The sequence below is a fragment of the Burkholderia sp. WP42 genome (assembly GCF_000745665.1).
GTDB lineage: Bacteria > Pseudomonadota > Gammaproteobacteria > Burkholderiales > Burkholderiaceae > Burkholderia > Burkholderia vietnamiensis.
Genome location: NZ_JQJT01000017.1, coordinates 43,627 through 55,617, shown reverse-complemented (window position 1 = coordinate 55,617; position 11,991 = coordinate 43,627). Strand labels below are relative to the sequence as shown.

Genomic DNA, 11,991 nt, shown 5'->3' with positions numbered 1-11,991 from the left:
CGACGCTGCACGTCGCGCGGCGGTCGCCGGTCACGGCGGGCCGGATTGCCCCGTATGCCGCGCCCGGAGGTGCGCCCGGGCGCTCGAAGCGCCGGACGTTCGACGCAGCATAAACCCATTGAACGCGGACGTGTTGACCTGCATCTGCAACCGCGCGCGTTGCACGGAAACCGGGGCCGGAGGCGACGGGCCGATGCGCGCCATTCGTATGACGCTCCCGCCGTTGAGGTCGATCAATTCCCTGCTGAAACTTGCGACATAGATTGACAGCATGTGCGGTATATCCGCGGCTCTGCGGGAGAACGTCATGCTGTTCGGCGTCGTGGTCTGGGTGGCACTCGCGGTCTTCGTCCCGACCGTGGTCGTGCCGACGGTGCAGCACGCGGTGCAGCCATCGGGCCCGCAAGCCGCGCCCGACGCGCGCCCCGCAGGCGCGCCCGCCGTGCTGCCGGCGAGCGGGCGGTCGAACGAGGACGGCTGACGCGAACGCGTCGGCTCGTTACGCCGACGCTCGGCGGTTCGCGACGCAACGCAACACGTCACGTCGCGTCGATCATTCGGATGGCTATCGGTCTCGGCGAATTCCCAGCGCACCGTGTGATCCACCCACGAGCGCACCGCACCGCAGCTGCATCACGTCACCGCATCCGCCCGCAGGATCTCGAGCAAAGCCCGCGCCGAGCGCTGCCAGCTGTATCGCTGCGCGTGTTCGCGACCCAGTACGCGTAGTCGATCCCGCAGTTCGGCATCGTCCATCACGCACGCGATCGCCGCCGCGATATCCGGCGGCGAATACGCATCGCAGAGCAGCGCCGCGCCGCCGCACACCTCCGGCAGCGATCCCTCGTGCGACGCGATGACCGGGCAACCGCATCGCATCGCCTCGAGCGGCGGCAAACCGAAGCCTTCATACAGCGACGGAAACACGAACGCGCCGGCGTTCGCATACAGCGCCTTCAGTTCCCCGTCTGTCACGTAGCCGGCCCATGTGACGCAAGGGTCGTCTTCGCGCAGGCCGGCCTCTCGCACGCCGAATATCTTCGCGTTGGCGCCGCCCGCGATCACGAAGCGCAACGTCGGGTGCGACTCGCGCATCAGCGCGATCGCGGCAAGCGCGCGCACGAGATTCTTGCCAGGCGCGAGCGAGCCGACGAACAGCACATAGCGGTCGGGTTCGAGGTTCAATCGCGACAGCACGCCGGGGTCGGCGTCGATCCGGTCGATATGATCGACCGCATTCGGCACGACCGACACGCGCGCCGGCGATATGCGCAACCTTGCGGCCAGCCGCGCGCGCGAGAAATGCGACACCGTCACGAGGTGGCGCGCGCGTCGCTTGATCATCCAGAACGCGAAGCGGTACCACAGCCGGAACGCGAGCGAATAGCCGTCGGGCAGGTCGAAAATCGCCGCGTCGTGAATCATGACCAGCTGATCGCGCTTGAACAGCGGGCCGATGTTGCACAGGCTCAGCAAGGTCCGGCCGCGCGTCGTGCGCGGCAGCGCCCACTGTTCCCACAGCGTGCCGCGCAGGTGCGTCGACGGCTGCGCGCGCGCGCCGGCCGGCAACGCGGCCGGGTCGTGATCGGGCGGCACGATCAGCGACGGCGCATCGTCGGCGATCCGCGCGAGCTCGCAGGTCAGCTCGTACGCGGTGCGCTGCACGCCCGTCATGCGCTGGGCCGTGAATTTTCCGTTGATGACGAGGCCGCGCGCGCGCGCGGCATGCGCTGCTGCACCAATGCCCCGCTCCGTGCGGGCGTCCTGCAGCACGGCCCCGTTGCGCTCCCGAATCGACGTTGACATGATCGTGACTGTTCCGATGGCGGCGGCGCACCAGCGCGCCGCCGGACATCCCGCCGGGCGGGATGCTGCTATACGGCCAGTGTGTGCGCCGCGCGCGCGCCGGTCGGTACGTTCGCTCTCACAACGCCGCGGTTCCGGGCGGATTTTCGAGGCGTCAGAATGCGTTGCGGCCGATGAAGCCGCGCACGATCGTCAGCACGATGATCTTCATGTCGAACGCGAAGCTCCAGTTCTGCATGTAGAAGAGATCGAACTTCACGCGCGCCTCCATCGCCTCGACCTTGCGCGTCTCGCCGCGATAGCCGTTCACCTGCGCCCATCCGGTGATGCCGGGCCGCACGCGATAGCGGTACATGTAGCAGTCGATCAGCTGCCGGTAGAAGTCGTCGTGCTCGACCGCGTGCGGACGCGGCCCGACGACCGACATCTGCCCGCACAGCACGTTGAAGAATTGCGGGAGCTCGTCGAGCGACGTGCGGCGCAGGAATGCGCCGACGCGCGTGATACGCGCGTCGTGGCGCGACGCCTGCCGGATGACGCCCGGCTGTACGCGGTGCACGCGCATGGTCCGGAACTTGAGGATGTCGAATTCGCGGCCGTCGACGCCCTTGCGGCGCTGCCTGAACAACACCGGCCCGGGCGACGACAGCTTGACGGCGAGCGCCAGCACCGACAGCAGCGGCAGCAACGGAATCAGCACGCCGAGCGCGAACAGCCGGTCGAACGCAAACTTGGCCCACAGCTCGGGCGCGGCGCGCGGCGTGGTCGCCAGATTGATCGCCGGCATGCCGAGCACGTCGGTCGCGGAGCGCTCGACCACGGCCATCTGCCGCACGTCGGGCAGCAGCCGCAACTGCACGAATTCGTCGCGCAGCTCGCGCACGATGCGCTGGATCCGCCACTCATGCGACATCGGCAGCGTGAGCCACACCTCGTCGATCCGTGCGCCGCGGATCATGTCGCGCAAGGTATCCCAATCGCCGATCACCGGCACGCCGCCGATGCCTGCCGCATTGGCCGGCGCTTCGTCGTCGAAAACGCATGCGGCGACGAACGGCCCGCCCGGCGTCAGCTGCATCCGCTCGACCGCCACGCGCCCGTATGCGGTCGCACCGACGACGGCGACGCGGCGCCGGTGCACGTGCGAGTCGTCGCGCGTCAGCACGAACGCGAGCAGCATCGCGCGGCCGATCAGCACGGCGGCGTCGCCGGCGAGCACCGTGCGCACGATCCAGCGGGTGTTCACCGTTGCGCTGCGATTCATCAGCCACATCGTGCCGGCCACCGTGAGCGCGCTCGCGCACACCAGCGCCAGCGCCGTGCGCGTGAGCACGTGCGGGCCGTCCGGCACGGCCACCCCATTGCGCACGGTCCGCACGTAGCGCGGCAGCAACGCGACCGTCAGCACGCACAACAGCGCGATCGAGCCGTGCTGCGCATCGGACAGGTCGCGCCATCCGAGGCCGGCCGCCTGCTGCGCGGCAAGCGCCCCGGCCAGCACGAGCGCAACGTCGGCCGCCGCGATCGCGGCACGCCGCAACGCATTCGCTCCTCCGGACATCGACTGCATCGTCACGCACCGTGCGCCGGATAACGGCTCTGCAGTTCCGGCATGCGCGCGCGCAGCGGCGCGGGCGTTGCATTCGTGCGCGTGCCGAGCAGGCGCCGATAGTCGGCGCGAATCAGGTCGTAGCATTCGCACGCGTGATGTTCGAGACCATGGCGGTCGAGCACCGTGATACGGCCGCGGCGCTGCCGGATCAGCCCGGCTTCCTGCAGGTCGCCGGCCGCTTCGGTCACGCCTTCGCGCCGCACGCCGAGCATGTTCGCGATCGTCTGCTGCGTGACGGCCAGCTCGTCGCCGTCGATGCGGTCGTGCGCGAGCAGCAGCCAGCGGCTCAATTGCTCGCTGACCGAGTGATGCCGGTTGCACAGCGCGCTGCGCGAGATCTGCGCCATCGTGGCCTGGCTGTAGTTCAGCATCAGGCGATAGGTCGCCGCGGACCGTTCGAATTCCGCGCGCATCACGCAGGTCGGCACGCGATACGCCATGCCGGCGGCGCGCACTTCGACGCGGCTCGACACGGCCACGCCGCCGACGAGCGTCGCGAGACCGACCGCGCCTTCGCGGCCGACCACCGCCACCTCCACCATCGCACCGTCCTCCATCAGGTGCTGAACCGACATCATCGCCGTCGTCGGAAAGTGCAGATGACGCATCGGTTCGCCGACGCGATCGAGCATCCCGGCCTTGATCCTGACCAGTTCGAGGTGCGGTGCGATCGCATGAAGGGTGTCCTCCGGCAGCGCATCCAGAATGGCATTGGCGGAGTAACTCGAGTGAAGATGAAGCATGGCTGTATTCCTTTTATTGTCCGCGCCGCGCGCAGCCGCGGCAGCGAAGCTCGTTATCGCGATGCGCATCGACGGCGACGCAGGTTGAGGCCCACAACCCTCGCTCCGATCGACCCTCGGCTTTCCACCGCCTCCGGAAATCGGCAATCCCGTTTCGACACGCCCGCTCGAATAAGCGATTTACGTGCCAATACCCGTCCATCCTTAATATATGAATGACGACCGCATTAGAACGACGGATTAATCGCGCTGAAACTTCAAAAAATGTCTCATTTCCGGACACCCCCACGCGTCGCGGACGCGGCAGGTGATTCGACTGATCAATAAGCGCCGCGCGCGGCCGGGTGGCCGACGCGCTTCCGCGACGGCTTGCCGGTCAAATACTTACGACGCGTTTTCATTTGATTCCATGATGTCCGGGCGACCCGCAGGCGGCCATCACGCGACTCGAAAGGTCGTTTGAAACTGTCTCAAAATTGATTCGATCGCTTGATTTACGGGCTTGTAACCTAGCGCACATACATATCGCAACACATTGATTCTATTGTTGAACTTCAAGTCAATATCTCAATTGTCAAACAATGTTCAACGCCTTTTATATTTTTTCCTGTAGCATGCGAAGCGACGCTCAATTGATTCACGATCGGTACTTCATTCCGGAGCGAGCATCCCAATTCGTGCGCGACGGGCAAATTATGGATAACCAAATCTTGGGCTCCATATGACAGTTCCTTACCGACGTCCGAAGCGTCAAACTTTGTGAAGTGACGTAATACGCAATTGAGGGAATTCAATTGCGTGCTAGCTTTTTTAGCCATAGACATTCCAATTCCGACGAACAAAAATCGAACGTTCGTGCCGAATCCGCGCGGATACACGGCACGAAGTCGATTGCCCACCCTATGAGGATGCGCCGTGACTCTTCAGGCCAATGACGCCGTCGCCGCCCCGAGCGGCATGATCGAGCTCTCCCACAGCTTCGACGCGAACCGGTTCATCGCGGCGCTCGACCGCGACGAACGCGCGGCGCTGGTCGCTCACCTGCAGCTGGTTCACCTGAGATCCGGTCAGGTGCTGTGCGAACCCGGCGAAATGCTGAGCGCCGTCTATCTACCCGTCACGACGGCCGTTTCGTTGCAGTACGTATCGTCGGGCGGCATGACGCTGGAAGTGGCCGAGATCGGCAGCGAGAGCATCGTGTGCGACGACGTGATCGGCGGCAGCGGCAGCATGCCGTGCCGCGCGGTCGCATGCCGCGACGGCTTCGTCTATCGGCTCGACCGGCGCGTGTTCGCGCGCGCGTTCGACGCGTCCCCGGTGATTCGCCATCTGGTGTTCGTGTGCGTGCGGCTGCTGATGGCGCAGGTGTCGCAGATCACGTTCTGCAGCCGCCACCATGTGCTCAAGCACCAGTTGTGCAGATGGTTCCTGCTCGCGTACGACCGCTCGCGCAGCATCGAGATCCAAGTGACCCACAGCATGCTCGCGCAGATGCTCGGCGTGCGGCGCGAGACGGTCACCGACGCGGCGGGCGAAGTCCAGAAGCTCGGCCTGATCCGCCAGTATCGAAGCTCGATCGTGCTCGCGAATCTCGGCGGCCTCGAGAAGATGTCGTGCGGCTGCCGCGCGATCGTGCGCGACGAGATCAACCGGATCCTGTCGGCCGACTCGGGCGTGACGACCGCCGCGCGCGCTTGACCGATTCGGCATTTCGGCGCGCCCGGTCGATCGCGTTCAGCCGACTGTAGGGTGGCGAACAGAACGTCGTGCATGCGGATGGTCTACTGATGCCGGACTGCCGGGGGGATGTCAGCGCGCTGCGCGCGTTCGCCCGAGCGGACGACACCACGCACGCCGGAGCAGCACGTGAAAAACGAAATCAGAACCATCCTGAAGCACGTCGCCAATCTCGAAGCCGCGATCGATTCGATCGGCGACGGGGACGATCTTTACGACGCGGGCCTCTCGTCGCTCGACACGATCCAGCTGATGCTCGCGATCGAGAAGCACTTCAACGTCGAGATCCCCGACGAGATGCTGAACCGCAACCTGTTCCGCAGCGTCGACGCGCTCGCGGACGCGGTCGCCAGCCTCCAACGCTCCGAGCATTCCGCATGAGCGCGCTCCTTCCCGAACTCGCGCCCCCCGACGAAGCGTATCGGCTCGACGAGGCCGCCCTCGCCGTCGCGCAGGTCGCCGCGCAACACGCGGATGCGGTCGATCGCGACGCCCGTTGTCCCGTCGAGGCCATCGAGGCGATGCGCGCCCGCCGCCTGCTCGGCGCGATGGTGCCGACCCATCTGGGCGGCGCCGGCGCATCGCTCGCCGACGTCGCATCGGCCTGCTCGATTCTCGGCCGCGCCTGTGCGTCGTCGGCGATGGTGTTCGCGATGCACCAGATCCAGGTTGCCTGCATCGTCGATCACGCGGCCGACCAGGGATGGCATCGGCTGTTCCTGCAGCAGCTCGTGCGCCATCAATGGCTGCTTGCATCGGCGACGTCCGAAGACGGCGTCGGCGGCAACCTGCGCACGAGCCAGTGCGCGCTCGAGACGAACGGCGGCGAGTTCAGGCTGCGCAAAGCGGCGCCGGCGATCTCGTACGGCGACTACGCGGACGGCATCCTCGCGACCGCACGCCGCGACGCCGACGCACCGGCGTCCGAACAGGTGCTCGTGACGCTGCTGCGCGACGGCTATACGCTCACGCGCCGCAACGAATGGGACACGCTCGGCTTGCGCGGCACCTGCAGCAACGGCTTCGTGCTGGAGGCGCAAGGCGCGACGGTCCAATGCGCGCCGGTGCCGTTCGCGCAGATCGCCGAACAGACGATGGTGCCGGTGTCGCACATCCTGTGGGCCGCCGTGTGGATCGGCGTGGCCGGCGACGCGTTCCAGCGCGCGCATCAGTTCTTCCGCGCGCAGGCGCGTCAGTCCGACGGAGCGCCGTCGCCCGCGGCACGACGGATCGCCGAATCGCTGGACCTGATGCAGGCGATGCAGGCGCGCGTCGACAGCGTGCTGCGCCTCTACGGCTGCGCGTCGGCGCGTTCGTGGTCGGCCGGCATGGCGTGGGCCGCCGAGGTCAACACGCTGAAGACTTACGTATCGACGGCCGCGCTCGAAGTCGTGCAGCAGGCCATGATGATCTGCGGGATGGCCGGCTACAAGAACGGCACACCGTACAGCGTCGGCCGCCATCTGCGCGACCTGCAGGCCGCGCCGCTGATGATCAGCAACGACCGCATCGCCGCCAACACTTCGAACCTGCTGCTCGCCTTGCGTCCGTCGACGCTGGAGAAACTCTCGTGAACGATCGCCTCTCCGTGACTTCGGCCGGCTCCGCCGCCGCGCCCGCCGACGCGCCGCTCGACCGCGCCGGCGTGAACCCGCTGCGCGACGAACTGGTGGACGCCGGCCTGCTGGTGTCGACCGGCATCCAGGGCCTGTTCGGCCGCAGCGAGCGGTTCGAGCGCGTCGTCGAAGCGCTCGACGCATTCGTCACGCGCCTCGGCGCCGACCAGCATGCGGAGGTCCTGCGCTTCCCGCCGGCGATGAGCCGCACCGAGTTCGAGCGCAGCGAATACATGAAGAGCTTCCCGCAACTCGCGGGCAGCGTTCACGCGTTCTGCGGCGACGAACAGCGGCACCAGCGCGTGCTGCAATGCCTCGATCGCGGCGAAGACTGGACCGAAAGCCAGAAGCCGACCTACGTCGTGATGACGCCGGCCGCCTGCTATCCCGTCTATCCGGTCGTCGCGCGCGCCGGGGCGCTGCCCGACGACGGACGCATCGTCGACGTGTTCTCGTACTGCTTCCGCCACGAACCGTCGCTCGACCCGACCCGCATGCAGTTGTTCCGGATGCGCGAGTACGTGCGAATCGGCACGCCCGAGCAGATCGTCGCGTTCCGCCGCACCTGGATGGAGCGCGGTACGCGGATGATCGACGCGCTGCGCCTGCCGAACGAAATCGATCTCGCGAACGACCCGTTCTTCGGACGCGGCGGCAAGATCGTCGCCGACAGCCAGCGCGAGCAGAACCTCAAGTTCGAGCTGCTGATCCCGATCGAGCACGACGGCCGTCAGACCGCCTGCCTGAGCTTCAATTACCACATGGACCACTTCGGGCTGCTGTGGGACATCCGCACCGCGAGCGGCGACGTCGCGCACACGGGCTGCGTCGGCTTCGGCCTCGAGCGCCTCACGCTCGCGCTGTTCCGCCATCACGGCTTCGACCTCGACGCGTGGCCGGCCGACGTGCGCGACGCGCTGTGGGGCACGCGATGAGCTTCGTGTCACGCGACGGCGAGGACGCGTCGTTCGACGACGTGCGTCATCGCGCGCGCCACTACCGGCCGCACCCGCTGCACAGTCAGGAGATGGTCTGGAAGCAGACCAACTGCTACGTCGACATGTGGCTCGAGGTGCTGCGCTGGTGGGGGCTCAATCCGTACGCGGCGCTGCCGTTTACGATCGCGATGGACTTCGAGGGCGACCAGTTCACGTTCTTCAAGTTTCCGCACGACGAGCTGGAACGACTGTACGGCATCGTCGTGCAGGAACACTCGATCTACGAGCCGCTCGCCCAGCACATCGAGACGCAGGTCGCGCGCGGCCATCTGATGATCGTCGAGGTCGACGCGTGGTTCCTGCCCGATACGCACGGCAGCGCCTATCGCACGCAGCATACGAAGACGACGATCGGCATCGACGCGATCGACCGCGCGCGCCGCCAGCTCGGCTACTTCCACAACAGCGGCTATTACGTGGCCGAGGAGATCGACTACGACGGGCTCGTCGGCGGCAGCTCGCCGATGCCGTTGCCGCCGTACGTCGAGTGCGCGAAGCGGCGTTTCGCGCCGCTCGACGAGCGCGTGCTGTGCGACGTGTCGCTCGCCGCCTTGCAGCGGCATCTGCGGCGCCTGCCGCTGGTCAATCCGGTGGCGGCGTTCCGCCGCCAGTTGCAGGCCGATGCGAAGTCGCTCGCCGCGTCGCCGCTCGAGCGCTTCCACGGGTACTCGTTCAATTCGGTGCGGCAGCTCGGCGCGAACTTCGAGCTGTTCGGTCATTACGCGCGCTGGCTGCAGGCGAGCGGCTGCATCGGCCCGTTCGCCGACATACGCGCGGCGTGCGAGCGCATCGCGGCGGAGTCGATGGTGCTCGAATTCCGGCTTGCGCGTGCCTGCTCGCGCGGCAAGGAGGAGCGCGGCGATGCGCCGCTCGACGCGATCGAAGCGGCCTATACCGACCTGATCGCATGCGCGCAGCAGATCAGCCCGCCGCTGCGGCACCTGGCGCCCGTTCGCTGCGAAGCGGCCGCCGTGCCGGCGACGCGGTGACGCGCGCGTCGGCAATGCCGGCGTGGTCGATGCTCGCGACGCCGGCAGGCGCGGCGCCCGCGCCGTCCGATCTTCCGGCCGGCGCCGGGTGGATCGCGGCGCCGGTGCCGGGCACCGTCGCGCAGGCGCTCGCCGTCGCGGGCCGTCTCGACGAGGCCGCGTCGCTCGACGAGCGCGACCACTGGTATCGGGTCGAGCTGCGCGGGCACGGCGCGCGCCTGCTGCGCTTTCACGGTCTCGCGACGCTCGCGCAAGCGTGGCTCGACGACACGCCGATCCTCCACTCGGACAGCATGTTCGTCATGCACGACGTGCGCGTGACGCTCGCCGGCCAGCACACGTTGTTCGTCTGTTTTCGCGCGCTCGCGCCGCACCTGCGCACCGCACGCGCGGCGCGGCGCGCACGCTGGCGCACGCGGCTCGCGGAGCCGGCGACGCTGCGCACGGTACGCACGTCGCTGCTCGGACACATGCCCGGCTGGTTTCCGCATCACGTGCCGACCGGTCCGTGGCGGCCCGTCGACGTGCTCGACCCGGCCGAGGGCACCGTGCCCGCGCATTGCGACCTGCATGCGCGCGTCGACGGCGACACCGGCTGGCTCGACGCCGAGCTCACGTTCGCCGCACCGCTGCCCGACGCGTTCGCGGCCAGGCTGTCCTGCGGCGAGCACCACGCGACGCTCGAACGCGCCGGCGCCGACCGGCTGCTTGCGACCGTCGCCGTGCCGAACGTGCGGCTCTGGTGGCCGCACACGCACGGCGAACCGGTGCTGTACGACATCGCGCTGCATGTCGGCGCCGAGCGCATCGTGCTCGGTGCAACCGGGTTTCGCACGATCGAGCAGCACGCGGGCGACGACGGCAACGGCTTCGGGCTGCGCGTGAACGGCACGCCCGTGTTCGCGCGCGGCGCATGCTGGAGCAGCGCGGCGCCGCTCGCGCTGCATGCGGACGATGCGACCTACGCGCGCCTGCTCGGCCTCGCGCGCGACGCGGGCTTCAACATGATTCGGGTCGGCGGCACGATGACCTACGAAGCCGACGCCTTCCACGCCTGGTGCGACCGGCTCGGGCTGATGGTCTGGCAGGACTTCATGTTCGCGAACTTCGACTACGCGCTCGACGATCGCGCGTTCGCCGACGCCGTCGACGCAGAAGCCGACCAGTTCCTCGCGCGGCGCCGCGCATCGCCGTCGCTTGCGGTGCTGTGCGGCGGCAGCGAGATCGCGCAACAGGCGGCGATGTCGGGGCTCGGCCCGAAACAACGCGCCGTCGAATTGACGGCCGAGCGTCTCGCCGCCCGCGCCGCGGCATGGCGGCCCGACGTACCGTACGTCTCCGATTCGCCCGACGGCGGCGTGCTGCCGTTCGTGCCGCGCGAGCGCGTGTCGCACTACTACGGCGTCGGCGCGTACCTGCGGCCGCTCGACGATGCGCGGCGCGCCGACGTGCGGTTCGCGAGCGAATGCCTCGCCTTCGCGAACGTGCCGTGCGATGCGACGCTGGAGCGCATCGGCCGGCCGCATCCGCACGAACCGCGATGGAAGGCGGCCGTCCCGCGCGATCCCGGCGCGTCGTGGGACTTCGACGACGTCCGCGACCACTATCTGCGCACGCTGTACGACGTGGCGCCCGAGCGCCTGCGGCGCGAAGACCCGGCGCGCTACTTCGAACTGTCGCGCGCGGTGATCGCCGACGTGATGCGCGAGACGTTCTCCGAGTGGCGACGCAGCGGCTCGCGCTGCGCGGGCGCGCTCGTGTGGCAGTTCCAGGACGTGATGCCGGGCGCCGGATGGGGCTTGCTCGATGCCGCGCATCTGCCGAAATCGGGATGGTACGCACTGCGCCAGGTGCTGCAGCCGGTGCAGATCGTCGTGGTCGACGAAGGACTGAACGGCCTCGACGTGCACGTGATCAACGAACGCCCGGCGCCGCTGACGGCGAGCGTCGAGCTGGTGGCGTTGCGCGACGGCCGCACGCCGGTCGCGCGCTGCGGCGGGCAGGTTCGACTCGCCGCGCACGATGCGGTGCGGCTCGGCTCGGCCGAATTGCTCGGGCGCTTCTTCGACTGGACCTACGCGTATCGCTTCGGACCGTGCGAGCACGACACCGTCGTCGCGTCGCTGCGCGGCGACGACGGCGCGCTGCTGTCGCAGGCGTTCCACTTTCCGTCGCGCACGCATCCGGCCGTGTTCGCGCGACGCGATCCGGGCATCGAAGCGCGCGTGTCGCGCGCCGGCGACGCGTGGCACGTCGACATCGACACGCGCCACGTCGCGCGTCACGTGCAGATCGATGCACCGGGCTTCATGCCGCTCGACGACTGGTTCCATCTCGCGCCCGGCGCGACCGCGCGCGTCGCGCTGATCCCGCAACCTATCGGCACGCCGCGCATCGACGACGCGCCGCCGAGCGTCGACATTCGCGCGGTCAACGCCGCGCGAACGGTACGCGCAGCGTTGGCCGTTTGACGCCGAGAGAAATGAACCG

11 protein-coding genes are annotated in these 11,991 nt (G+C 68.1%); 7 read left to right on the top strand and 4 right to left on the bottom strand.

Going from position 1 to position 11,991, the window contains the following annotated elements; all coding sequences use genetic code 11:
- Positions 1-30: 30 nt before the first annotated feature.
- Positions 31-273 carry a hypothetical protein gene (locus tag EX20_RS32830; protein WP_043292200.1) on the bottom strand — a complete coding sequence of 81 codons (243 nt, stop codon included), beginning with the start codon at positions 271-273 and terminating at the stop codon, positions 31-33.
- Between the two features lie 34 nt (positions 274-307).
- Between EX20_RS32830 and EX20_RS32495 the strand changes: the two genes are divergently transcribed.
- On the top strand, positions 308-481 hold the full coding sequence (locus EX20_RS32495; protein ID WP_014724999.1) for a hypothetical protein: 174 nt from the start codon (positions 308-310) through the stop codon (positions 479-481).
- A 152-nt stretch (positions 482-633) separates the two neighbouring features.
- Here the strand turns inward: EX20_RS32495 and EX20_RS10390 are convergent, their stop codons facing one another.
- The 3 genes from EX20_RS10390 to EX20_RS10380 form a co-directional block, all read right to left on the bottom strand.
- On the bottom strand, positions 634-1,806 hold the full coding sequence (locus EX20_RS10390; protein ID WP_034193478.1) for a glycosyltransferase family 4 protein: 1,173 nt from the start codon (positions 1,804-1,806) through the stop codon (positions 634-636).
- Between the two features lie 154 nt (positions 1,807-1,960).
- Positions 1,961-3,367 (bottom strand): undecaprenyl-phosphate glucose phosphotransferase, encoded by a 1,407-nt coding sequence (locus EX20_RS10385; RefSeq protein WP_034193551.1) that lies wholly within the window; start codon positions 3,365-3,367, stop codon positions 1,961-1,963.
- Between the two features lie 11 nt (positions 3,368-3,378).
- The gene (locus tag EX20_RS10380; protein ID WP_011882072.1) at positions 3,379-4,161 is read right to left on the bottom strand and encodes a Crp/Fnr family transcriptional regulator; all 783 of its coding nucleotides are present in this window, start codon (positions 4,159-4,161) and stop codon (positions 3,379-3,381) included.
- Positions 4,162-5,118: 957 nt separating this feature from the next.
- Between EX20_RS10380 and EX20_RS10375 the strand changes: the two genes are divergently transcribed.
- The 6 genes from EX20_RS10375 to EX20_RS10350 all read left to right on the top strand — a co-directional run bounded on the left by EX20_RS10375 (position 5,119) and on the right by EX20_RS10350 (position 11,972).
- Complete coding sequence (locus EX20_RS10375; RefSeq protein WP_011882070.1) at positions 5,119-5,859, top strand: Crp/Fnr family transcriptional regulator; 741 nt, start codon at positions 5,119-5,121, stop codon at positions 5,857-5,859.
- Positions 5,860-6,027: 168 nt separating this feature from the next.
- Complete coding sequence (locus EX20_RS10370) at positions 6,028-6,279, top strand: acyl carrier protein (RefSeq protein WP_011882069.1); 252 nt, start codon at positions 6,028-6,030, stop codon at positions 6,277-6,279.
- The gene (locus EX20_RS10365) at positions 6,276-7,472 is read left to right on the top strand and encodes an acyl-CoA dehydrogenase family protein (RefSeq protein ID WP_014725002.1); all 1,197 of its coding nucleotides are present in this window, start codon (positions 6,276-6,278) and stop codon (positions 7,470-7,472) included. Before EX20_RS10370 ends, EX20_RS10365 begins: the two co-directional genes overlap by 4 nt.
- The gene (locus EX20_RS10360; RefSeq protein WP_011882067.1) at positions 7,469-8,449 is read left to right on the top strand and encodes an amino acid--[acyl-carrier-protein] ligase; all 981 of its coding nucleotides are present in this window, start codon (positions 7,469-7,471) and stop codon (positions 8,447-8,449) included. The genes EX20_RS10365 and EX20_RS10360 overlap by 4 nt, the downstream gene beginning before the upstream one ends.
- Positions 8,446-9,501: a DUF1839 family protein gene (locus tag EX20_RS10355; protein ID WP_034193550.1), complete on the top strand. Its 1,056-nt coding sequence runs from the start codon at positions 8,446-8,448 to the stop codon at positions 9,499-9,501. The genes EX20_RS10360 and EX20_RS10355 overlap by 4 nt, the downstream gene beginning before the upstream one ends.
- Before the next feature lie 14 nt (positions 9,502-9,515).
- The gene (locus EX20_RS10350; RefSeq protein WP_374702166.1) at positions 9,516-11,972 is read left to right on the top strand and encodes a glycosyl hydrolase 2 galactose-binding domain-containing protein; all 2,457 of its coding nucleotides are present in this window, start codon (positions 9,516-9,518) and stop codon (positions 11,970-11,972) included.
- Positions 11,973-11,991 lie beyond the last annotated feature (19 nt).